The organism is Pseudaeromonas sp. HNCC25DJ180 (assembly GCF_055413345.1).
In genome coordinates this window covers 59,260-82,619 of record NZ_JBVAYF010000015.1, presented here as the reverse complement: position 1 = coordinate 82,619, position 23,360 = coordinate 59,260, and the positions used below count along the sequence as shown (strand labels likewise).

Annotated in this window: 22 protein-coding genes; 18 read left to right on the top strand and 4 right to left on the bottom strand. The window is 58.4% G+C overall.

The features are described 5' to 3' along the window. The first annotated feature begins 44 nt into the window (after positions 1 to 44). The 7 genes from ACZYTD_RS14300 (at position 45) to purD (ending at position 7,882) form a co-directional block, all read left to right on the top strand. Positions 45 to 599 carry a DUF4136 domain-containing protein gene (locus ACZYTD_RS14300; protein ID WP_463892999.1) on the top strand — a complete coding sequence of 185 codons (555 nt, stop codon included), beginning with the start codon at positions 45 to 47 and terminating at the stop codon, positions 597 to 599. Positions 600 to 705: 106 nt separating this feature from the next. Next, positions 706 to 1,896 (top strand): chromate efflux transporter, encoded by a 1,191-nt coding sequence (gene chrA / locus ACZYTD_RS14295; protein WP_463892998.1) that lies wholly within the window; start codon positions 706 to 708, stop codon positions 1,894 to 1,896. A gap of 19 nt (positions 1,897 to 1,915) precedes the next feature. Next, entirely contained in the window at positions 1,916 to 2,551 is a 636-nt protein-coding gene (locus ACZYTD_RS14290; RefSeq protein WP_463892996.1) for a phosphohydrolase, read from the top strand. A 281-nt stretch (positions 2,552 to 2,832) separates the two neighbouring features. Beyond that, positions 2,833 to 3,879 (top strand): plasmid segregation protein ParM domain-containing protein, encoded by a 1,047-nt coding sequence (parM, locus tag ACZYTD_RS14285; protein ID WP_463892995.1) that lies wholly within the window; start codon positions 2,833 to 2,835, stop codon positions 3,877 to 3,879. Beyond that, positions 3,872 to 4,522 carry a hypothetical protein gene (locus tag ACZYTD_RS14280; RefSeq protein ID WP_463892994.1) on the top strand — a complete coding sequence of 217 codons (651 nt, stop codon included), beginning with the start codon at positions 3,872 to 3,874 and terminating at the stop codon, positions 4,520 to 4,522. The genes parM and ACZYTD_RS14280 overlap by 8 nt, the downstream gene beginning before the upstream one ends. A gap of 350 nt (positions 4,523 to 4,872) precedes the next feature. Next, positions 4,873 to 6,465, top strand: a complete 1,593-nt coding sequence (gene purH / locus ACZYTD_RS14275; protein WP_463892993.1) for a bifunctional phosphoribosylaminoimidazolecarboxamide formyltransferase/IMP cyclohydrolase — start codon at positions 4,873 to 4,875, stop codon at positions 6,463 to 6,465. 127 nt (positions 6,466 to 6,592) lie between these two features. After that, positions 6,593 to 7,882, top strand: a complete 1,290-nt coding sequence (gene purD / locus ACZYTD_RS14270) for a phosphoribosylamine--glycine ligase (RefSeq protein ID WP_463892991.1) — start codon at positions 6,593 to 6,595, stop codon at positions 7,880 to 7,882. 78 nt (positions 7,883 to 7,960) lie between these two features. Here purD and ACZYTD_RS14265 read toward each other — a convergent pair whose 3' ends face one another. The 3 genes from ACZYTD_RS14265 to ACZYTD_RS14255 all read right to left on the bottom strand — a co-directional run bounded on the left by ACZYTD_RS14265 (position 7,961) and on the right by ACZYTD_RS14255 (position 11,397). Next, positions 7,961 to 9,820: a metallophosphoesterase family protein gene (locus tag ACZYTD_RS14265; RefSeq protein ID WP_463892990.1), complete on the bottom strand. Its 1,860-nt coding sequence runs from the start codon at positions 9,818 to 9,820 to the stop codon at positions 7,961 to 7,963. A gap of 133 nt (positions 9,821 to 9,953) precedes the next feature. Continuing rightward, positions 9,954 to 10,592 carry a DUF2238 domain-containing protein gene (locus ACZYTD_RS14260; protein ID WP_463892989.1) on the bottom strand — a complete coding sequence of 213 codons (639 nt, stop codon included), beginning with the start codon at positions 10,590 to 10,592 and terminating at the stop codon, positions 9,954 to 9,956. Between the two features lie 205 nt (positions 10,593 to 10,797). Further along, the gene (locus tag ACZYTD_RS14255) at positions 10,798 to 11,397 is read right to left on the bottom strand and encodes a hypothetical protein (RefSeq protein WP_463892987.1); all 600 of its coding nucleotides are present in this window, start codon (positions 11,395 to 11,397) and stop codon (positions 10,798 to 10,800) included. A 753-nt stretch (positions 11,398 to 12,150) separates the two neighbouring features. Between ACZYTD_RS14255 and ACZYTD_RS14250 the strand changes: the two genes are divergently transcribed. The 3 genes from ACZYTD_RS14250 to ACZYTD_RS14240 all read left to right on the top strand — a co-directional run bounded on the left by ACZYTD_RS14250 (position 12,151) and on the right by ACZYTD_RS14240 (position 14,904). Then, positions 12,151 to 12,348, top strand: coding sequence for a hypothetical protein (locus ACZYTD_RS14250; RefSeq protein ID WP_463892985.1), 198 nt, complete (start codon positions 12,151 to 12,153; stop codon positions 12,346 to 12,348). A 134-nt stretch (positions 12,349 to 12,482) separates the two neighbouring features. After that, positions 12,483 to 14,363: a maltodextrin glucosidase gene (gene malZ / locus ACZYTD_RS14245; protein ID WP_463892983.1), complete on the top strand. Its 1,881-nt coding sequence runs from the start codon at positions 12,483 to 12,485 to the stop codon at positions 14,361 to 14,363. Between the two features lie 172 nt (positions 14,364 to 14,535). Continuing rightward, positions 14,536 to 14,904, top strand: a complete 369-nt coding sequence (locus ACZYTD_RS14240) for a DUF2541 family protein (protein WP_463892982.1) — start codon at positions 14,536 to 14,538, stop codon at positions 14,902 to 14,904. On the opposite strand, the gene ACZYTD_RS14235 is transcribed toward ACZYTD_RS14240, so the two are convergent. Then, positions 14,879 to 15,316 (bottom strand): CBS domain-containing protein, encoded by a 438-nt coding sequence (locus ACZYTD_RS14235; RefSeq protein ID WP_463892981.1) that lies wholly within the window; start codon positions 15,314 to 15,316, stop codon positions 14,879 to 14,881. The two genes, ACZYTD_RS14240 and ACZYTD_RS14235, sit on opposite strands and share 26 nt — an antisense overlap. A 182-nt stretch (positions 15,317 to 15,498) precedes the next feature. Between ACZYTD_RS14235 and ACZYTD_RS14230 the strand changes: the two genes are divergently transcribed. From ACZYTD_RS14230 to ACZYTD_RS14195, 8 genes are all read left to right on the top strand, one after another. Continuing rightward, positions 15,499 to 16,302, top strand: a complete 804-nt coding sequence (locus tag ACZYTD_RS14230; protein ID WP_463892979.1) for an N-acetylmuramoyl-L-alanine amidase — start codon at positions 15,499 to 15,501, stop codon at positions 16,300 to 16,302. Positions 16,303 to 16,401: 99 nt separating this feature from the next. After that, on the top strand, positions 16,402 to 18,696 hold the full coding sequence (locus tag ACZYTD_RS14225) for an Ig-like domain-containing protein (protein WP_463892977.1): 2,295 nt from the start codon (positions 16,402 to 16,404) through the stop codon (positions 18,694 to 18,696). A gap of 78 nt (positions 18,697 to 18,774) precedes the next feature. Next, positions 18,775 to 19,986 carry a S1 family peptidase gene (locus ACZYTD_RS14220; RefSeq protein WP_463892975.1) on the top strand — a complete coding sequence of 404 codons (1,212 nt, stop codon included), beginning with the start codon at positions 18,775 to 18,777 and terminating at the stop codon, positions 19,984 to 19,986. Positions 19,987 to 20,150: 164 nt separating this feature from the next. Next, positions 20,151 to 21,068, top strand: coding sequence for an AEC family transporter (locus ACZYTD_RS14215; protein ID WP_463892973.1), 918 nt, complete (start codon positions 20,151 to 20,153; stop codon positions 21,066 to 21,068). A gap of 154 nt (positions 21,069 to 21,222) precedes the next feature. Next, positions 21,223 to 21,654 carry a hypothetical protein gene (locus ACZYTD_RS14210; RefSeq protein ID WP_463892971.1) on the top strand — a complete coding sequence of 144 codons (432 nt, stop codon included), beginning with the start codon at positions 21,223 to 21,225 and terminating at the stop codon, positions 21,652 to 21,654. 54 nt (positions 21,655 to 21,708) lie between these two features. Then, positions 21,709 to 22,083, top strand: a complete 375-nt coding sequence (locus ACZYTD_RS14205; protein ID WP_463892969.1) for a hypothetical protein — start codon at positions 21,709 to 21,711, stop codon at positions 22,081 to 22,083. Then, complete coding sequence (locus ACZYTD_RS14200; RefSeq protein WP_463892968.1) at positions 22,080 to 22,637, top strand: hypothetical protein; 558 nt, start codon at positions 22,080 to 22,082, stop codon at positions 22,635 to 22,637. The genes ACZYTD_RS14205 and ACZYTD_RS14200 overlap by 4 nt, the downstream gene beginning before the upstream one ends. 40 nt (positions 22,638 to 22,677) lie before the next feature. Then, positions 22,678 to 23,193, top strand: a complete 516-nt coding sequence (locus ACZYTD_RS14195; RefSeq protein WP_463892966.1) for a hypothetical protein — start codon at positions 22,678 to 22,680, stop codon at positions 23,191 to 23,193. Positions 23,194 to 23,360: the final 167 nt, after the last annotated feature.

The following is a 23,360-nucleotide window of genomic DNA, read 5'->3' as shown; positions in this document are numbered from 1 at the left end:
AATCAGCACCGACTCTTTTTTTGCAAGCTGGCCAAGGAGGCCCAATGCGCAAGCGATTTTTACTGTTGCCCCTGCTCTTAACCGCCTGCGCGCAACAGAGCGTGGTCCAGGCCCCGGAACAACCCCAGCAGGATGAGCGACCCATACTGCAGATGACAGTGGTCGCCAGCACACTGGAGAGCTGGCCCTATCGCAATGGCGTTACCTTCGCCATTCCCGAGGATCATCTCCATGTGAAGGAGCAGGGCAAGACCTGGCTGCCGCTGATCCAACAGGCCACGCAACAAAGATTGTTGGCGCTGGGCCTCAAACCCGCCCCCGCCAACGAAGCCAACGTCATAATCAGCATAGGGGTACTGGGTGAGAAAGAGGATGCCGACAGCCTGGTCTTTGCCAAACTGGGCATGTCGCCCGGCGGCACGGCGCTGAGCAAGGGCACCATAGCCCTGGTGATCCAGGATAGACAGAGCCAAGCCAAGCTCTGGAGTTCAGCCCTGCAGGCCAACAGCAGCGCCCCCATCAAAGCCACCGAGGCCCGGGAACGCACCGCCCGCAGTCTGGTCGAGCAGATGACCAGCCGTTTGCCTCCCGCCCAATAAACCACCCTGCCGTCAGCCCAGGTTGACGGCCGTCATCCCGCCGTCATCATTTCGTCATAGAGTTCACTCTGGGTTATCACTATTGCTTGGCTAACCAGGAGGCCCCTTGTTCACTCTGTTTATTCGTTTTTTCTGGTTGGGTTGTCTGGGCTTTGGTGGCCCCCTGGCCCATATCGCCCTCTTTCGTCGAGAACTGGTGGAACGCTGCCACTGGCTCACCCCTGAGCAATTTGCCCACACCCTGACCCTCTGCCAATTCTTGCCCGGCCCGGCCTCCAGCCAGTTGGGCTTTGCCATAGGTCTGCAGCGGGCTGGCTTGCCAGGTGCCATTGCCGCCTTTGTTGGCTTCACCCTGCCCTCGTTTCTGCTTATGACGTTATTGGCTCTGGGCCACAGCTGGCTGATGAGCTGGCCCCCCATAACCGGGCTCTGGCATGGCCTGAAACTCTTTGCCTTGGTGGTTGTAGCCGATGCGGTGCTGACCCTGTTTCGCCAGTTTTGTCGCGACCGGCAGCAGCAGACGATCTGCATCCTGGTCGCCTGCCTGCTCTGGTTCTTTCCCGGCAATCTGCAACAGTTGTTGCTACTGGCCGCCGCCGGGCTCTGGGGGGGGGTACGTACCCGCTTGGCGCAAAAATCAGAACCCGCCTCTCCCGTCCCCGCCGATCCCACCACCCCGTTATTGACCCCACTCAAACTCGCCCGTGGGCCTCTGCTGCTGTTTGTGCTCTTGCTGGGTTTGCCCCTGCTGCCCCTGACCGGACTTCCTCTCTCTGGGCTGGGCCAGCTCTTCAGCCACTTCTATCAGGCGGGAAGTCTGGTCTTCGGTGGTGGCCATGTGGTGCTGCCCCTGTTACAACAGGGGGCTGCCGCCGCGCTGCCCCAGGAGCAATTTCTGAGTGGCTATGCCGCCGCACAACTGCTGCCTGGCCCCATGTTTAGCCTGGCTGCCTATTTGGGGGCGCTGCTGGCGCCCGCCACCCCCTGGCTGGGAGCACTAGTGGCGACCCTGGGCCTCTTCCTACCCGGCTTCTTGCTGATCCTGCTGTTTTTGCCCACCTGGCATACCCTGCTGCAACAACCGACCGTGCTGCAGTGGGTCGCCAGCATCAATGCGGCGGTAGTTGGTTTACTGCTGGCCACCCTGTACCATCCGCTCTTCACCTCGGCCGTGGCAGAGCCCGCCGATCTGGCCTGGGCGCTGGTAGGCTGGTGGGCCCTGCGCCAGTGGCGCGCGCCCATCTGGCTGCTGGCCTTGGCCTCCGCCGCCTCAGGATTACTCTTTTATTTCTTATGATGTTAATGAGAGCCCCATTATGACCAAACAGTGGCAAGCCGAGCTGGAGCGCTGGCTGGAGCAACACCACGCAGACGATGATGGCGCCCATGATATTGCCCACTTCCGTCGCGTCTGGAAAACCGCCCAGCAGTTAAATCAGGCCGAAGGAGCCACGGCTGATGAGCTGATCCTGCTCGCCGCCGCCTATCTGCATGACATAGTCTCGCTCCCCAAAAACCACCCTGAGCGTCACCTGAGCTCACGGCTGGCGGCCCGCGAGGCGGCGGTCATACTGCTGGAGCTGGAATTCCCGCCAGAAAAGATCCCGGCTGTCTGTCACGCCATCGAGGCCCACAGCTTCTCTGCCAACTTGCCCGCCCACACCCAAGAGGCCAGGCTGCTGCAAGATGCCGATCGCATGGAGGCGCTGGGTGCCATAGGTTTGGCCCGGGTCTTCTATACCTCGGGCCGGATGCAGCGCGCCATGTTCGACCCCTACGACCCTTTGGCTCGTCACCGGCAGCTGGATGATCAGGCCTACGCCCTGGATCACTTCTTCGTCAAACTCTACAAGGTCGCCGACAGCATGCAGACCCAGGCCGGTCGCCAGATGGCTCAAGCCCGGCGCCAACTGCTGGAGCGCTATGTAGAGGAGCTGCTCCAAGAGCTGTAAGCTGGCGGCTCTGTCGTCATGACAGAGTAGAGGCCACTGGCAATAATGACCTGCTCCCCCGATGCGGAAGCGCAGCTTCCGCATCCCTCCCGGTTTACTTCCCCTCTTCGCCCAGTGAAACGGAAGCTGGATTTCCCATATTATTTTTGTCCAAAGAGCATCCCCAAAAGAGGATAAAATAATATAAAAATCAAGGAACAAGCCAAGCTCGCGCCCTTGTGACCCCGCGGTAAATTCCCTAACATTGACCGATAATGTTGAGTCATATGAGTGATTGGGTCATGTCTTCTGCGAAAATGAAAATTGCCATCGATGATGGTTCCACCAATGTGAAAGTCAGCTGGATCGAAAACGGCACACTGAAAACCATCATCTCCCCCAACTCATTTCGTAAAGACTGGAAGAGTGCCGCCCTGCTCAAGGGGCAAAAGGTCTACAACTACACCATAGGCACCACAAAATACACCTATGACGCCACCTCGGATAAGGCGCTCTCCACCACCCATATCGAATATCAGTATGATGATCAGAACCTGCTGGCCGTGCATCACGCCCTGCTGCAGACCGGCATTCCCCCCTGCCCTGTCGCTATCGTCGTTACCCTGCCCATCACCGAGTACTACAACCCGGATGATTGTCAGAAGAACGAGATCAAGATTGCCGCCAAGCGCAAAAACCTGATGCGCGAGATCAGCCTGAACAAAGGCGAACTGTTCAAGGTGGTGGATGTGGAGGTGATGCCGGAGAGTCTGCCTGCCGTGCTCTCTTCCTTGGTCAGCTCCAACTGTAATGAGTTCACCAAGTCCCTGGTCATCGACTGCGGTGGCACCACCCTGGACATGGGCGTCATCGTCGGCGAGTTTGACGATGTCTCCGCCATCTACGGCAACAACGAGATTGGTGTCTCCATGGTGACCGATGCCGCCCGCAAGGCTCTGGCTGCCGCCGACAGCGATTCCAGCTATCTAGTGGCCAATGAACTCATCAAGCGCCGCTATGACATGACCTTCGTGCAGAGCGTAGTGAACGACGAATCGAAGATCCCCGGCATACTGGAGAAGATCGAGACCAAGATCCGCGAGCTGGGCGATCAGGTCGCCTATGAGGCGAAGAAGTTCGCCAAAAATCCCAACCGGGTCTATCTGGTCGGCGGGGGAGCCTCGCTCATCGAAAGCGCCATCCGCCAGGCTTATGCCACCCTGGATGAGAGAGTCGTGCTCATCGACAAACCCCAGAGTGCCCTCTCCCGGGAGATCTGCCTCTATCACGCCGATGAAGTGGCCACCAGCATAGCCGCCCCGGTATTGCTCGAGGTGGGGAATGAGTAACGGCGTCGCCAAAAAGCTCACCCTGGCGCTCTATCTCAATCCGGAAACCTCCGAGGCCGACCGCTATGCGGTCGGCGCTCTGCAACAGTGGTACGACAAGGCGAAGAAGAGTCACGCCCTCGCCAGCGATCTGGATATGGTGATCCGGCTCTTCCATCGGGACATCTACCTGGCCGGCCTCTATCTGCATCTGCTGAGCCCCCGCCTCTGCCGTGGCATCGCCGGGGCCCTGGACAATCACAACATCACCCTAGCCACCCTCAAGCAGCAACTGGATGCCTGTGGTCTGGAGCTACCCCTGGCGCCGCAGGGTGATAATGGCTTCTCGGCGGCGCAACTGGCTCAACTGCAGCAGCTGCTGATGGCCACGCCGGCCGAGGGATCCCCCCCAACGCCCACGCTCAATCTGGAGGCGGCGCTAGCCGAGCAACATGCCCTGTTGGCCCTGATGAGCGAGGAGCTGAGCCAGCTCAGAGCCTTGGCTGAAACCCAAGCCGAGCAGCTCACCCGCCTCAAACTCGGCAACCTCCGCACCCAGTCCGCCGACGCCAGCCGTCAGGATCAAACGGAAGAGAGCAGCCTCAGCGAGCTGGCGCCTCACCTGGCACAGATCCAGCAAATTAAGAAGAAGGGGCTGTTCTAAACAGCCCATTTTTGCTAAGCCTCGCAGGCACCATTTTTCTCTTAGTTTACCCATACCGGCATGCTGCCGCTTCACCTTCCCCCACCTCAAGTTCTTCATTTCACGCCAGAAAAGAGGCTTTTCACGCTGTTACGCAGAGGCGCGTCCTGCCACGCCAACCCGGGCTTTGTCCATGGTAAAAAAGTCGCCATGCATCACGCTTTTGTGTAAAATACGCGCCCACTCGCGGGCCACTCTGGGCCGCAACTTACCGGGTATTTTTGGCAAAGCTGACTTCCCCTCCCGCCCTCTGGCGCAGCGAGTCAGCTTTGCGAAATTCCCCCCTGGAACCTTTAGAGGACAACGAAGAGATGGAAAACACTCGACCGATCCGCCGCGCCCTGCTGAGCGTCTCAGACAAGAGCGGCATTGTGGAGTTTGCCCGCGCCCTGCAAGCCCGTGGCGTAGAGCTGCTCTCCACCGGCGGAACCGCTCGCCTGCTGGCCGATGCTGGCCTGCCGGTAACCGAAGTCTCCGATTACACCGGCTTTCCCGAGATGATGGATGGCCGCGTCAAGACCCTGCACCCTAAGGTTCATGGCGGCATTCTGGGCCGTCGCGGCATCGATGATGGCATCATGAGCCAGCATGGCATCAGCCCCATCGATCTGGTCGCCGTCAACCTCTACCCCTTCGCTGCCACCGTCGCCAATCCGGAGTGTTCCCTGGCCGATGCCATCGAGAACATCGATATCGGCGGCCCGACTATGGTGCGCTCTGCGGCCAAGAACCACAAAGATGTCACTATAGTCGTCAACGCCCGCGACTATGATCGCGTCATCGACGAAATGGACAGCAACGAGAACTCGCTGAGCTACACCACCCGTTTCGATCTGGCCATCGCCGCCTTCGAACACACAGCCGCCTATGACGGCATGATAGCCAACTATTTCGGTACCAAGGTGCCGAGCTATGGTGTGGCCGACGAAACCAGCAGCGACTCCAAGTTCCCGCGCACCATCAACTTCCAGTTCATCAAGAAGCAGGATATGCGCTACGGCGAAAACGCCCACCAGGCCGCTGCCTTCTATGTGGAAGCCGATGTGCAGGAGGCCTCCGTCGCCACCTCCACCCAGCTGCAGGGCAAGGCGCTCTCCTACAACAACATAGCCGATACCGATGCGGCGCTGGAGTGTGTGAAGGAGTTTATCGAACCGGCCTGTGTCATCGTCAAGCACGCCAACCCCTGCGGTGTGGCCCTGGGTGATGACATACTGCAAGCCTACGATCTGGCCTACAAGACCGACCCCACCTCGGCGTTTGGCGGCATCATCGCCTTCAACCGCGAGCTGGATGCGGCCACAGCCGAAGCCATTGTCAGCCGTCAGTTTGTCGAGGTGATCATTGCCCCGGCCGTCACTGACGAAGCCCGTGATGTGGTGGCCAAGAAGGCTAACGTGCGTCTGCTGGAGTGCGGTTTCTGGACCAACAAGAGCAATGGCCTCGACGTCAAGCGCGTCAACGGCGGCCTGCTGGTGCAAGATAGCGACCAGGGCATGGTCACCCAACGCGACCTGAAAGTGGTCAGCAAGCGTCAACCGACCGAGAAGGAGCTCGAAGAGCTGCTCTTCTGCTGGAAGGTGGCCAAGTTCGTCAAGTCCAACGCCATCGTCTACACCAAGAAAGGTCAGACCATAGGCATAGGTGCCGGCCAGATGAGCCGCGTCTACTCCGCCAAGATCGCCGGCATCAAGGCCGCCGATGAAGGATTGGAGGTGAAGGGCTCCGTCATGGCCTCCGACGCCTTCTTCCCCTTCCGCGATGGTATCGATGCCGCCGCCGAAGCCGGGATCAGCTGTGTCATCCAACCGGGTGGCTCCATGCGCGATCAGGAGGTGATCGATGCCGCCGATGAGCATGGCATGGTGATGGTCTTCACCAACATGCGTCATTTCCGTCATTGATACGGCCGGGCCGCTCACTGGAGCGGCCTTTGCTTTTGCTGGCCGAAGCCATAATTGCGTCAGGTGGCCGAGTGGTGCCATCTGGATTTGCAGCCGGGGCCAGACCCCGACAAGAGGATAGTAAAACATGAAGATACTGGTGATCGGCAACGGCGGCCGCGAACACGCCCTGGCCTGGAAGGCCGCACAATCCCCGCTGGCCGAGAAAATCTTTGTCGCGCCGGGTAACCCCGGCACCGCCCGCGAAGCCAAAGTCGAGAATGTGGCCATCAGCGCCACCGATGTACCGGCTCTGGTGGCATTCGCCAAGCAAGAACAAATTGGTCTGACCATTGTTGGCCCGGAAGCCCCGCTGGTGATCGGCGTGGTTGACGCCTTCCGCGAGGCTGGTCTGACTATTTTTGGCCCAACCCAGGCCGCCGCCCAGCTGGAAGGCTCCAAGGCCTTCACCAAGGATTTCCTGGCGCGCCAACAGATCCCCACCGCCGATTACCAGAACTTCACCGAAGTGGAACCCGCCCTGGCCTATCTGCGCACCAAGGGTGCCCCTATCGTCATCAAGGCCGATGGTCTGGCCGCCGGTAAGGGCGTTATCGTCGCCATGACGTTGGCCGAAGCCGAAGAGGCGGTGTGTGACATGCTCGAAGGCAATGCCTTCGGTGAAGCCGGTAGCCGCGTGGTCATTGAAGAGTTCCTCGATGGCGAAGAGGCCTCCTTCATCGTCATGGTCGATGGCCAGAATGTGCTGCCCATGGCCACCAGCCAGGATCACAAGCGCGTCGGCGATGGCGATACCGGCCCGAATACTGGCGGCATGGGTGCCTACTCCCCGGCACCCGTTGTTACCCCGGAAATTCATGACCGGGTCATGGAACGTATCATAATGCCGACCGTCCGTGGCATGGCGGCCGAAGGCAACGTCTACACCGGCTTCCTCTATGCCGGTCTGATGATCGATGCCGCGGGCAACCCCAAGGTGATCGAGTTCAACTGCCGTTTCGGCGATCCGGAAACCCAACCCATCATGCTGCGTATGCAGTCTGATCTGGTGGAGCTCTGCCTCGCCGGTTGCACAGGCGAGCTGGACACGAAGGAAGCACGCTACGACAGCCGCCCCGCCGTCGGTGTGGTGCTGGCCGCCGCCAACTATCCAGGTGAACCCCAGAAGGGTGACATCATCGAAGGACTGGAGACGCCAGCTCCGGCTGACAGCAAGATCTTCCAGGCCGGTACCGCCCAGCAGGGTGACCATGTGGTGACCAACGGAGGCCGCGTCTTATGCGCCACCGCCCTGGGCAACACAGTCCTGGAAGCCCAACAACAGGCTTATGCCCTGGCCAAACAGATCAGCTGGAATGGTCTCTTCTATCGCTTTGACATTGGCTATCGCGCCATCGCCCGCGAACAGGCCAAGTAACGCCTGAACTAACAAAAAAGAGGGCAAGCCTAGGCTTGCCCTCTTTTATTTGCGCTTCCCGCCGATGTTCGAGCTGCCCTATTTAGCCTGCAATACCCCGGTTTTCAGATCGATCTGCACAGCCAGATCCGGTGTCGGATCGTGCAGGATCCCGTCGCCCACCAGGCCAAACCCGGTCACCAGAGCCGCAAATTGCGGCAGTACTGTGGGAGGCAACGTCAGCTTCATGGCCGCGACCTGCAGCGCCAGCAGGGCTGCCAGTTGTGAACTATCCACCCCCTTGGCCCAGAGAATGGCATAACGATCGGCGGCCGAGATGGCCGGATTGCTGGCCTCATCCCCCTGATAGTGCGCCTTGAGAACCTTGGCGATCAGCGTAGTCAGCGTCTGCTGTTGCAACTGATCCTGGGTGACCCCAGCTGGCAAAGTAGCCAGCAGTGCTTGCTCCCCCTGGGCCTTATCCACCACCGGATCCAGATTTTGACCAAACAGATAGAGATCACGCATCAGATCCCACAGCGGACGCTTGAGCAGCAAGCCATTCATCAGTTGCAGCAGCTGATCCGGCAGCTCCATGCCCAAGGCGGCAGGCAAGTTACTCGCCATATCATCCACCAGCGTCTCCAACGCCGCCTCAGGCACCGACTCTTGTACCTGCTGGCTATCGGTATGGATAGTGAGCGTCTGCTGCGACAGATCGAGCTCTAACTGACGATAGGAGGCCGGATAGCTGACGGTGGCGCCCGTCTCTACATCAATGAGGAAGGAGCCATCCGCATAGCGGCGCTGGGCGATATCGTTGGCATGGAAGTGGCCGGTAAAGAGCAGGGGGATCCCAGCCTTAGCCAACTCAGCCGAGATGTACTCGCTGCTGGAGTTATAGCCCAAGCTTCCCTGGCTGCCGTTACTCTGGGTGTAATTCTCCACATAGGGCTTCCAACTCAGCCCCTTGAGGTAGGAGGCCTTACCGCCACCATCGATTACATAATCCGGGATCAAGCTGTTCTGGCCCGGGAAGTGCTCTATGCCGCCGAAATGGCTCATGGTCAGCAGCACCTTGCCTTCCGCCTTGGCGCGGGCCGCCATCTGTTTCGCCCAGGCAAAGGTAGCCTGCCGCTCTGGAGCCAGTAAGGAGCCGCCGGTCGGCGGATAATCTGTGACCCCGTCGGTGGTTTTCCACTTGGCAGAAGCATCTGGCAGCGAGGTATTGGCGATATCCAGCGCCATGATCCAGAGGCCAGGCACAGGTTCAGTCACATAGGAGAAGGAGCTCTTATCCCGAGCCAACGCGCTCTTGAAGCCAAAGTCGGCGTAAAATTCATCAAAGTTGGCCACATCATAGCGCTTGGCTCCACTCACATGCTCCATGAAGGGAGCCAGGCTACCCACCTCGGCACCCAAGCTGTTTTGCTCGAAGTAGATGGAGCCATGCTGATCATAGGGGTTATTCATGTCATGGTTCCCCGGCACAACCAGCACCTTGACGCCCTTGGCCTGCACCTTGGCAATCGCGGCACGGAAGGCTTCATGGCTGAACTGCTCGCCATCCTTGGTCAGGTCCCCGGTTACCAAGATCAGCTGATCACCGGCCGCCACCAACTTGTCCAGGGCGGCATCCAGCAGCGCCTGGCTTTGCAGCAGGGCCTTGCGATCCTTGGCCAGCGCCGCCTCATAGGCAGGTTGCCCCGCCACGCCGCCCAACCGTACCGAATCGAAGATATGTACATCGCTCACCACCCCAATCTTGATGGGCTTTGGGGGAGTGACTACCGGCGGGGCGGCAGGCACGACTGGCGGCTGAGTAACAGGTTGAGCCGAGGGTTGCGCGAGCGTTTGGCTCCCCTCTGGGGCAGGAGTGTAGGCAGTATGGGAATTGTCATTACAAGCCGCCAACAGCATAGCCGAGGCCAGCAGAGAAAAAGCCGAGGTAAAACGCATGGTAAGAGTCCTTGCTACCAAAGTTAAGAGCAAAGACTCTATCTCGCGCCTATGTCATGAGGATGAAGGAGTCATGACAGCTTCGCGAAAGCCATATGAAGCCATATGAAGCCATATGAAGCCATCTGACACATTAGGGGCGAACTGGCCGCCAGCCCAGGGCAGCCAACTGGCGGTTATGCCAACTACTCAAGCAAAGCATGCCAAACGACGAGCCAATCAATGCCGAAAACATATCGGACTGAGTATCCCACGGGTCGCCCTGGGTACCCAGAAACTCGTCAGCGCCCTGGCCCAACGCCAACGCACTCCACCACTCGATCAGCTCATAACAGGCACTAAACGCCATGGCCACACAGATGGCGAGAAAGCTGGTCATGCGGGTTGCCACCAGATAGCCGCGCCGCAGCAAGATCTCCCTGGCCACTAGCGCCGGAACCAGGCCTTGCATGAAATGGCCCAGCTTATCATATGGGTTGCGGCTCAGATCCAGCCACTCCTGAACCCAGAAGCCAAGAGGTACCCGGGCATAGCTGTAGGTGCCACCGGCAATCAGCACCAGGCAGTGCAGGGTGATAAGCAGATAGAGTAACGCGCTAAGAGGAAAGCGGCGGTGAGTCAGCAGTAGCAGAGGTAGAGCAATCAATACCGGCAACACCTCTAGCCACCAGGTAGTGCGATCAAAAGGCGCCAGCCCAGAATAGAGTAGCGCTATCGATACCAGTAGGGCATAACCCAGCAAAATTGCCCTTTGATCCCATACTCTGGCCATACGTTTACTCCTGACTGGTTAACTGAACACCTGTGATACGCCATAGAGACAGCATGGCCACTGACTACACGGCTCTTAGCATTGCCGATATGGGCAGAAGGCAACTATGGCAGGAGAGAGAAGAGATGCCAAGGCGCAGGCAACAAAGCAGCAGGAGCGGCGACTCACTGCTGCTTTGGTCGGTTACCAGTAACTACTGGGTGTATCAAGCCGAGGTGTTAACCACATTTCCCAGACGGGAATTCCCCCCATCCGGTATTTTACTGGAGAACTTCTGCAGGAAATCCGTGAGCGATACGCCACTGCTGGAACTCCCACTGCTGCCGATCAGAGAGGAGAATTGGCTCTGCAGCTCGCTGACGGCGCTATCCGAGCTGGAATCCGAGCTGCTGAGTTTGCTGATCAGGCTCTGCATATCGGTTTTCATGGGGTTGGTTTCCCCATACTCGCTGCCAGAGCCGCTGTCACTCTCGCTCTTACCCGCCCCCTGCTCATGCAGCGTCTTCATCAGAGTCTCCATAAAGGCCTTGAGCTGATCCTCGCTGCTGGTCGCCGTGGTGCTATCTGTGCTGCTGGTCTCGCTACTTTGATCGGTACTGGATGTAGACGTGGAGGTAGAAATCCCCAGCTCTTTGAGCACATCACTGAGATCCGACATCATCTGCCCCCCATCTTTAGGCGGTGGGGGAGGCATACGGTTGTCTTGCCCCTTCACACTGCCGCTTTGCGTACTGCTCTGATTACTGCTTTGCATCGCTTGCACCAGCGAATTGATGCTACTGGAAGATACTGAACTGACTGACATAACCTTCTCCTTGCTGTTGTCATCAGATAACCCGAAAGGCTATCCCTGGCGATAGATACATGGGCTAAAACCACACAGCCGATGCTCCCTGCTATCCACTTGCAAAGTGTCAGCCAAAAAAATGTTTATTTTTCAATGCAATAGGTAAATATCGGTTAAGTTGTGTGAGTTTGTGTAAGGAGAGATTGCACTCCCAGCTTCAGACTCCGCTCATGCAGCGTTTAATGGGGCCTTCCTCCTCGCCGGAGGGCGGCAGCGGCAAGATCCTGCCGCCCGCCGGCCAGGCTTGCCTGGCATGCTGACATAGCGCCAAACAGCCCGCCCAAGGTTGGCCGCAAAGCATAAAGAAAAAGGTGTCCGGGCCAATTTATTGGCGCTCATGGCCATTCCCCAGCAAGAGCGCGGATAAGGCGTTCGATTGAAGTGTGATCTGGATTCAATTAGTACCAAAGGCCAAAATGAGACTGAAGTCTCATACTTGCGCACCAAGAGCAAAGACTCAGCTCAAATGAATCCTCAATGCTGACCTGATTCAGCAATCTGGTCATACCTGATTTCAGTTGAAACCATTTCCATCGCCTGTAAATTAGCCGCAGATAAGACTTATACAATACTTTTCAACCCCTTGGTTGAAGCCGTTGTTGAGCCGACTTTTGAGCACTGGGGCTCAGCACTATTTGGCATCTCTCCAGAGTCACCACTCGCCGACACGGATAGTCATCGGCACTACAACGACAATAAATAATGGAACAGATGATGGAAAAGCAGCTCATCGAGATCAGCAACCGCAGCCTATTTACCGAATACCTGAATCACTTTGGCGTCCGCGCCCCCAGCCTGCAACAGGATTGGGTCTACACCCTGGACAAGAAAGTCGTGGCCCGCATTCGGATGGATGCCGATCGGGTGCGTTTCTTCATCTCTGCAGCCCGGATCTGCGCTCCCTGCTAAGCCCCCCTTGGCTGCGCCAAGTCGCAGCCATCCCCTAGCTCCCCGACTCCACCCCCCGATTCCGCCCGTTTAGGGGATGCTCGTCATTCACGCCCATGAGAGAGTGCTCAGACGCCTTCCCCTCAGGAGATAGCATGAGCATTCCTTACGCCCCGCTGAGCAACCACTGCTTACCCCAACATGAGGTCAGCGCCTGGCACTCGCCGACTGCCCCGACAAGTGTCATGACAGCCCAGGGCCCCAGAGTATGGCTCTGGCTCAAAGCCCAACCCTGGCCCCAACAGGTGCTGCTGCGCTGTGAGCCGGACAACGAAGAGTGGCTGCAGAGCATGACGCTGCACGCCGAGTCGGCAGGCTGGCGCTGCTACTGCGCCGACCTGCCCCTGCATCAGGCCTCCAGCCGACACTTTTACTGCTTCAAACTACTCTGGAGCCATGCCCAGAGCTGGTTCGGCCCGGAAGGGTGGAGCCAGCAACCACTGGAACGTCTGCGTCAGTTCTGCCTGGCCCTGCCCGACCTGCACCCCAACTGGGTACCAGACCAGATCTTCTACCAGATCTTCCCTGACCGCTTCGCCCCGGGCAGCGGTGACCATCTGGTACAGGAGGGGGAATATCAACATCATGCCCGCAACCGTCGGGTTCGCCGTCGCGCCTGGGATCAGCCACTCGAGCTAGAAGCCGCCAGCACTACCTTCTATGGGGGCGATCTGGATGCCATCACCAGCAAACTCGATTACCTGCAACAGCTGGGGATCACGGCCCTTTATCTCAATCCCATATTCACCGCCCCCACAGTCCACAAGTACGACACCGAAGATTACTTCCATGTGGATCCGCACCTGGGTGGCGACGAGGCGCTGATCCGTCTGCGCCGCGCCAGCCGCGAACGAGAGATGCGTCTGCTGCTGGACGGTGTATTCAACCACAGCGGAGACAGCTGCCCCTGGTTTGATCGCTACCAAACCAGTGCTGGCCTCGGCGCCTGCCATCACAGCGCGTCTCCCTATCGCAACTGGTACAGCTTCGGCCCTGAAGGCGCCCTGGGCTGGAAAGGCAACGCCAACCTGCCCAAGCTCAACTTTGCCGAACCTGCCGTGGTCGAGACCCTCTATCAGGGTCAAGGCAGTGTGGTGCGCCACTGGCTGCGCGAACCCTATGCCATCGATGGTTGGCGGCTGGACGTGGTGCATATGCTGGGAGAGTCCGGCTCCGCCAAACATAACCTGCAGCACCTGACGGGCATCTATCAGGCGGCTCGGGAGGAGAACCCGCAAGCCTATCTGCTGGGTGAGCACTTCGGCGATGCCCGGGAGTGGTTGCAAGCGGGAGTTGAGGATGGCGCCATGAACTACATGGGTTTTGCCCAACCCGTACGGGCCTTTCTGTGTGGCGTAGACATTGCCTACCAACCCATCACTCTGCAGGCGGCCGACTGTGCGCGCTGGATGGAGCACTACCGGGCCGGACTCAGCCAACAGCAGCAACTGTGCCAATTCAATCAATTGGATAGCCATGACACGGCCCGCTTCTTCACCCTGCTCAAAGGCGACAGGCAAAAGATGAAACTGGCTCTGGGCTGGCTCTTCTGCTGGATTGGCGTCCCCTGCCTCTACTATGGCGATGAGATTGGCCTGGAGGGGGAGAACGACCCCTTCTGCCGCGCCCCCTTCCCTTGGGATGAGCAGGATTGGGATCACGAATTGCTGGCCCATACCCGGCAACTGGCCCAACTGCGTCAGCAATTCCCAGCCCTGCGCCGCGGCGCCCTGCAACTGCTCTATGCCGATGCTGAGAGCCTGATCTTCGTCCGCCTGCTGCAGCAGGAGCGGCTGTTGGTCGCCATACAGCGAACCGATTCTGGTGCGATCTTCATTCCAGAGAGTCCATTACTGAGCTGCCGCAACTGGCGACGCCTGCTCGGGAGTGGGCAGCTAACCCAACAGAACGGGCTTCAACTGCAGCTAGACGAATGGAGCCTGACCCTCTTCCACGGAACGGGAGATATTGCGTAAAAAAACGACAAACAAGCCAGTAAGCCAAACCGGGGCTGAACCAGCCCCGGCTCTCGGCTGTTCATCGCTCCTCATCCCATCTAGACTGCGCCGCTCATTATTCACCCTATTTTGCCGGAGAAGATCTGACCCTATGGTGAGCCCTCTTTTCTAGTTTGTTTGGAGCCCGCCCATGCGCATATTACTCTTCGTTATCACCCTCGCCTTTAGCTCTTTGACGTTCGCCGCTGATGATTTCCGGCTCGGCTCGACCCTGTTGCTCTCGGTCGGCGAAAGCGAGGCCATAGTCAAACCGCTGGTCTGCCGTTATGCCGACACCTTGCAGCTCAAAATTGAAAAACAGGAGGCCCGGGTCGAGGCACTGAAGGTCTATTACAAGGACGGCAGCAACCGAACCGTAAAAGTAGATAAAAACTATGGGAAAAATGAACGCAGCAACTGGCTCAAGCTTGATCGTCGCAAGTGCATCACCAAAATACGCGTAGAGGGCTATGCCAAACGCAAGATGTCCGAGGTCACGATTTACGGCCGACGCGACTAACCCCAGCTACGCCCTGATCGTAACAGCTGCGCAGCAGGTCACGCCAAGTGACTATGCCGCAAAGCACTCCCTGCTCCAGCACCGGCAGGCAGGAGACGGCGTGGTGTAGCAGCAGCTCGGTTGCCTCATTGACGCTCATATCCGGAGTGGCAGTGATCAGCTGACGAGTCATCACCTGATGCACCCGCCGCTGCAGGGTATCCCTATCCCGCTGATTCTCCCCCTGACTCTCCAGATAGGGGCTCAGAGCCTTGTAGAGATCCTTGTCGGAGAGAAGACCGACCAGGCACCCCTCCTCCACCACCAACAGGTGATGAAAGGGAGCCGCCTGCAATAGATCCCGCACCATCTCCAGGGTGTCATCCATCTCCACCGTCGCGACCCGCGATTTCATGATCTCGGCAATCTGCATAACTGCTCCTTAGGCTTCAAAGACATTTCCCATTTATGCTGTCATTGTAGCCCGGAGCGCTCTGGAGAGTGGGCGCTGGCACACATTCAGGATTCGCCCTATCAGCATGAGAGGTTCAATTGTTCGCGACGCGCTCCCCGACTCCTGCACTATTAGCTCACCTCTGGCGCTCAACGCTGCTCGTGACCGTCACTTGGCTGCTGAGTGCCTGTAGCCAGTCGCCCGAACATTATCATCTGGTCACCCAGCCCAGCCCCAACCAGGACAGTCGGGTGCAATATCTGGTGCTGCACTACACCCAGATCGACGATGCCAGCTCCCTGTATGAGTTGACCCGACCCGAAAGCCAGGTGAGTGCCCACTACCTGCTCAGCCGCGATGAAGTAGGGGGTAAACCGACCCTCTACGCCCTGGTGCCGGAGAGCCAGCGGGCCTGGCACGCCGGGCGCAGCCACTGGCAAGGAGCCCAGGCCTTGAACACCGCCTCCATCGGCATAGAGATAGTCAATTTGGGCTACGACCCTGCCGATAGCCAGCTGCCCCTGAACCAGCGCCGCTGGCAAGCCTATACCGAGGAGCAGATCCGCGCCCTGGCCGAGCGGCTCAAAACGCTGAGTGCCCGTTACCAGATCAAGCCCTCACGCATACTCGGCCACAGCGATATCGCCCCAGGCCGCAAGGTAGATCCGGGTCCGCGTTTTCCCTGGCAACGGCTGTATGAGGAGTATGGCATCGGGGTCTGGCCTGACGAAGCCCGCGTGAAAGCGCTACTGAGCCAACCCACCGCACCCCAGCCCACCCTCCGTGAGGTGCAACAGATGCTGGTACGTTACGGCTATCAATTACCCATCAGCGGAGAACTGGATGAGGCGACTCGCACCGTGCTCACCGCCTTCCAGCTGCACTTTCGCCCCCGCCTGTGCGATGGCCTCCCGGATGCCGAGAGTATTGCCCGCCTGCAGGTTCTGCTGGAAAGTAGCGACTGAGAAAAATACGCCATGTCAATACGCCATTAGTTTGTTCAATCTTCATTTTGTGAACTACCTTCATGTATAGAGTCGGATCTCTGAGCATGCGAGGTTGTCATGAAGCGCGTTTCTCCCTGGCCCCTGTTGGCTACCCTCTGTCTAACCCTGGCACCTCTTGGCATGGCGGATGCCGCCAAGAGCCAATTTGGTAAAGATCACCCCTTCACCCTCAGCGAGCTGCCCCCTGGCTTGTTGAAACAGGATCTGCAGCGCTTACCCACCACCGCACAGCAAAAGGCCATCGCCTGGCTGCACAGATTCAACTTCCCCGCCAACGATGCCGCCATGCTGCGCGCCGACGCCCAAGGGGGCATCCACTATCAGGACTTTTTCTCTTTAGCCAGCAGCGCCGAGCCTGGAACCGCCCAGACAGTGACGGGGATCACCCCGGAAAACACCTTGCTGCTGCATAGCCGTCCTGGGGCCAGCAAAATTATCTATCTGGATTTCAACGGGCAGCTCATCAGCAACACAGCCTGGAATCAGGGACGGGCCAATCCACTGACCGCCCGCCCCTACAGCCTGGACGCAGACGACACCACCTTCTCCAGCAGCGAGCTGATTAGCATAGCCGCCATCTGGCGTCGGATCGCCGAGGACTATGCCCCCTTCGACGTGGATGTGACCACTCAGGAACCCGCCAGCTTTGGCCCTACCACGGGGCGTCTCCTCATCACGCGTGATACCGATGCCAACGGCAACGCCATGCCTTCACAAGGCGCGGGGGGCGTGGCCTATGTGGGAGTATTTGGCCTCAGCAACTATGGCTACTACTCTCCGGCCCTGGTCTACTTCAATAATCTGGGCGGCGGACGCGAAGATTACGTCAGCGAGGCCGCCAGTCACGAGATGGGCCACAACCTGAATCTCTCCCACGATGGCACGGCTACCCTGGCCTATTACGGCGGCCATGGCAGTGGCGAAACCTCCTGGGGCCCGCTGATGGGCACGGGCTATAACCGCAATGTCAGCCAGTGGAGTAAGGGCGAATACCCAGGCGCCAACAACCTGCAGGATGATCTCCAGATCATCGGCAGCTCCCTGCTGTTTCGCCCCGATGATCACGGCAACACCCCCGCCACGGCCAGCCCGCTCCTGAGCGACAGCAGTGGCGTCATCAGCTCGACCACACCAGAGCAGGATCCACAAAACCAGCAGCCACAAAACAAGGGGGTGATCAGCACACCGAGTGATGTGGACTATTTCTATCTGGATACGGCCGCCGGCACCCTGTCGCTGACCATCACCCCATTGCGGATGCCCAGCAATACCCGAGGCGGCGATCTGGATATTGTGGCCAAATTGTATGATAGCAACGGCACCCTCTTGACCCAGGCAGCTCCCGGCGGCGACACCCGCACTAGCCTGCAATTGAACGTCAATCCTGGCCGTTATTATCTGACCCTTGATGGCGATAGCGATCCACTCTCCCCCTACAGTGACTATGGCAGCCTGGGGCAATACTTTATCAGTGGCTCCCACCCACTATTGGCCAGTGATACCACCCCTCCCACCCCGAACCCCATGACATGGGCCCAACTGCCCCAGGCCAGCGGCCGCAGCACCATCACAATGCGCGCCAGCCAAGCCATTGATGAGTCAGGGAGCCCAGTGCAATACGCCATGAGTTGCGTAGCCGGTGGGGCCAGCTGTAGTGGTGCCACTTGGCAGAGTAGCCCGGATCTGCAGGCCACTGGCCTGAGCGCTAATACCCTCTATCGGTTCCAGATCAAGGCGCGAGATAGTTCAGGCAATGAGAGTGCCGGTTCAACCATTGCCGAAGCGACGACGCTACCTAACCAGATACCGGTCGCCAATAACGATACGGCCACCCTGGCCGAGGATAGCAGCATCACCCTGAGCGTGTTGGCTAACGACACGGATGCCGATGGCGATCCTCTGAGCCTCACCGCAACCACCCCGCCGAGCCACGGCACAGTCACCCAAAGTGGCAACACCCTCATCTATCAACCCAGTGCCAACTACAACGGTGATGACGCCTTTGGCTACACCCTCAGCGATGGCTTCGGCGGCAGCGCGTCGGCTCAGGTCTATCTGACCATCACAGCGGTTAATGATCCCCCCTTGGCCACAAACGACAGTGCCACCGTCAATACAGGCAAGAGTGTGGATATTGCGGTACTGGCCAATGATAGAGATGTAGATGGCACCGCCTTGCAACTTATCTCTGTTTCAACAGCCAGCAAGGGAAGCGTAATCCGGGTCGGCGACCTGCTTCGCTACACGGCCGGTACGCGCACAGGCACGGACACCCTGAGTTACCAGGTCAGTGATGGCCAGGCAAGCAGCACAGGTAAGGTCACCATCACCATAACCAAGGTAAAGCGCTAGTTGTCGATCGCGGCAGGCCGCTGAGCCTGCCGCCCTCGGGTCAAACCTTGAGTGAACATCACGCCAAAGGAACCCGCTATGACTAAATTCCTGCTAATTATTTCGTTATTGCTCAGCAGCACCCTGCACGCGGCCACCCCACGCATAGTGGGTGGCGGCAACACACAAGCACCAGGCTGGATGGCCTCACTCCAGCGGGCATATGGGGCACCGCCCTATGTCAGTTTCAGCCACTACTGTGGCGCCAGCCTGATTGCCCCCCAGTGGTTGGTCACCGCAGCCCACTGCGTCGATGAGTTAAACGTGGCGCAAATACGCATGATGATCGGCGACTCGACCCTGGCCCAGGAGAATATCCTCAGCTCAATAGACCAAGTGGTCATCCACCCGCAATGGCAACCCTTAAATACCGCCTCGACTCGCAACCTGGAGCTATTTGCCAATGACATAGCCCTGTTGCACCTGAGCGAGCCCGTTTCAGCCCCTCCCGTCTTGCTTGCCACGCCAAGCCAGACTCAAGGGTTAAACAGTGACGCCTCTCTAACCGCCTATGGCTGGGGGGCCATGGATGCCGCTGGGTTAACGGCCCCGGAACAGCTACAAAGTGTGACCCTGCCTTACTTGGGCAAGATGCTGCCACAACAGCTGCCGGATCATCTGTTTGCCGGCAGTGTAGCGGGCGAGAATATCTGCTTTGGCGACAGTGGCGGGCCTCTGGTGCACAAGGGCGTCCTCTATGGGATCTCCAGTTTTGTGACCAGCACATCAAGCGACACCTTGGCTTGCGCTAACCCGGATGCCGCCAGCGGCTTCACGGCTATTGCCTCTCATCAGGAATGGCTGCAGAGCCAGCAGCAGGGCTTGACGGTAACCAATCGTCAGAGTCTGGCCGTGCATAGTGGTGACGAGGGAAGCGTCACCTTTGTGATCCGCAACTACAGCAAGGCTCCCTGGTTACTGGGGCAGATCACCTCCTCCTCCCCACTGGATGCCGCCTGTCAGCAGAGCACACTGCAGCCTGGAGAGTCCTGCACCATTCAGGTGGGTTATCGCGCCAAAGATCCTGGCGTCAGTGAGACGCTCCGCATCGACTACAGCGCCACCAGCACACTCGGCAGCCAGGACAACAGCCTGTGGCTGACAGTGCAAAATATCGATGCCGCCGCCATCCCCGCCGTGGTGCCTGCCAGCCCACAACAGAGCAGCTCAGGGGGCGGCAGTTGCTCCCTGCTGGCCCTGCTGGGTTTATGGTTAATCCCACGCAGCCGCCATCTGGGCAAGATGCAGTAAACCACTGGCGCAACACCTGTCGGGGCATGACATCATGCCCCGACAACGGGGGCCCTGCGCAATTGTGCATTGCAGCTAGCGAGTAAATACAGAACAATGCCCGCATACAAGGCTATCTAGGCAAGCACAGCCCGACTCAACCCCAGGGCGGCTCAGGATCCCTCATGCAACAGATGAGTTTTCTCTTTTTCTCCGTTCTGCTTCCCATCTTCTTGCAAATTGGCGCCGGTTACTGGGTACAGAAGCGCTTCCCCCTCAACACCGCCACCCTGAGCAAGATCCAGTTCTATATCTTTATTCCGGCCATCACCTTTACCAGTCTCTATGCCACTGAACTGGCGGGCTCCCTGCTGTGGGACATTCTGCTCATTAACCTGCTGCTCTTCGCCGCCCTGCTGCTGTTAGCCTGGCTGGTGGGGCGCAAGGCGATCAAACCCAGCAAGCGGCGCGCCTTTTACAACTCGGTCGCGCTCTACAACAGCGGCAACTACTGCATCCCGCTCATCCAGCTGCTCTATCACACCCCCTTCTCCTATTCGGTGCAGATCATCATCATGCTGTTACAGAGCGTGCTGACCAATACCTTCGGCATACTCAACACCCAGCAGCAAGCCAAGGGGTGGCGCAGTGCCCTATGGGAGGTGGTCAAGATGCCGATGAGCCTGGCCATGGTAGCCGCCGTGCTGCTGCGCCTGCTCGGCTGGCCCGTTTGGACACCCATCTGGAACTCGCTGCAGGTGGTCTCCCAGGGCATGGTGCCGCTGGCGCTGGTCACCCTGGGCGCCCAGCTGGCCAACACGCCGCTACGCTTGGCGGCGCTGGATGTCTACCTCTCCAACCTGTTACGGCTCCTGGTCGCCCCGCTGATCGCCGCCGGCCTGGTCTGGTGCTGGGGCCTGCAGGGGGTGGCTGCCCAGGTACTGGTGATCTGCGCCGCCGCCCCCACCGCCGTCAATACCGTGCTGCTGGCGATAGAGTTTGGCAGCGACCCCGACTTCGCCTCGCAAAGCGTCTTGAGTTCCACCCTGCTCAGCGCCCTGACCATGCCTCTGGTAATCGCCGCCGTACTGCACTGGCTCTGACTCATCATAGGAAGAAGAGATAATCCAGGGCCAAACCGACAGAGCCTGCAGAGCCTGCAGGGACACCCACTTCCAGCTTCACGCCTGTCCATCCGGCTTGATAGACTCGCCAGTTATGACCCCTTAGTTTGCTTACTACGCGGAGCCGAACTTGATGCCAAACAGCCCTACCTTCGCCGACCAAGAAATAGTGGGGGTTGCCCTCTCGCTGGCACTGCTAACAGCGGCGATCTGGAGTTACCCCGAGCTGTTTATGTTTAGCAAAACCCTTGTGTTGCCAGCATGGGCCAAGGCGCTGCCGGGCAGCCTCTTTGCCGGTGGCTATTTAGGCTTTATTGCCTTGCTGCCCATTGCCCTGCTATCTGGCAGCAAACGACGGCTGCTGGGCTGGTATCTGCCCCTGGTCGCCAGTGCCATGATCCCGGCCAGCCTCTATCACCATCTGGCCCACCCCGACTCACCATGGCAGCTGCTTGGCAATTGCACCGCCGACCTGCTCTACGCCACCCTGATGATCTTAAGCGGCCCGCTGCTCTGCACACTGGCCATCCGGCTATGGCGCGATAAAGGCTCCCGCTCCCGATAGCGGCCAACGAGAACACCTATGCAACCCACTGCTATCAACACGACAGGAAATAAGATGACCCCCACTCTGGATGATCTGCTCTGGCATGATGGCAATCTGATCTCGCTTATCCTTGGCCTGGATAAGCAGGGGAACGCCACTGTCACGCTGGAGATCGACCTCTACCCGGACGAGCAGGCCAGACAGCGCCAACGCTGGCTTATCGAGTGCCAGAGCGTCTCGCGCTTTCACAGCACCCTGGATCTGGCGGCCCTGAAACAGAACCTGGGCGCCGGCCATATCGCCAACGGTTATCTCAAGAATAAAACCCTATGGCTCTATTTCAGCGATGGCTTGCTGGAGATCAGTGCCAAGAAATTCCGATTGCGTGATTTAATGTCAATCAACAGCGCCCCTCATCCACCGATCATTAGCGGAACCGCCCAATGAAGACCCGATTGCTCCTAATCCTGCGCTATATCGCCCATAGCAAGCTGGCCTTTGCCGTGACGCTGATCGGCCTGGTGCTGCTATTTATCTATCAGCTCTGCATCAACAATGGGGTGACACTCGCCCCCGGAGCCGAGCCTGATTACGGTTTTTATGTGGCCGTCACGCCCGGCGCGGAGAATCAGCCCTTTGAGCTGGTGCTGCTAAGCGAAATCAAGAACAAGGCGTACCGCTTCGAATTACCAAGCCAAAGCGCCAGCGTTAAGCGCGGCAAATTCGAAAACCTGAGCTACCGCGTTATCCATTCAACCCCGTCAGGTCAGGAGCCCGGCCAAGAGATAGAAACCATCTATCGCGGTGATGACTACACCTTCTGGAGCCGTTACCGCGTCACCCCCACGGGTATTCAACCGCTCTGGCAACGCAATGTCGGCCCGGGCCAGATGTTTGCCGCCATCCCCTTAGGCCTCATCACCTGCTGGCTACTGTTTTTCGTTTTGCGCCGCCTGTTGCCACGGCAGAAGGCATGTGGCGCTCAAGAGCAAAGCAAATAATCAGCCTCGTCATCACAACGTATGGAGCATATAAAAAGCAATGGAATCAATACCTGACACATCGCAAGTAAGCCTTGGAAAAGGTGCCTGGTTTGTTTTTCCCCTTGGCTCCATGACTGTCAGAGCTTGGGGCTCTGGAATATCCGGTCTTGAGCGGATCTACGTGGACAATACCCTTGTGTCCGAACAAAAAAATAGGCGCAACCGCATCAGCGTCCATAATTTTGCAATCGATGAGGAACCATATTCGGTCACCTTCAAGACCCAAGGTTGTTTCACATTCTGGCTTGAATGTTCCCTGGCCAAAGATGGCGTTCCAGTAAAGACTCTTTTGGCTAAGCAAGGTCGCAGTAGCTGCTCGCCAAAGCGATTATTTCTTAGCATTGTTGCTGGGGCCATCATAGGCATTGGTTGTAGCTATTTCCAATTACCCTATTGGGCCACCCTTTCCCTGATCGCTTTTGTGATACTGGTACAAAGAAAAACCAGAAAGCCTAACGAGATCCTGATTGAAGAAGTGCCTTACCAACAAAGTCTCTCCGCCGATAACCCTTGATATCAATCACCAAGGTTGGGCTGAGAGGAAAGAACGAGGGGGACACCGAGGAAAGAACAGGAACGAGGGGACACCCACTTCCAGGGAGACGAGGGGACACCCACTTCCAGCTTCACCGAAGCTCCAGCTCCAGAAACGTATTCAATCTGAAATACGTTGATGCCCGG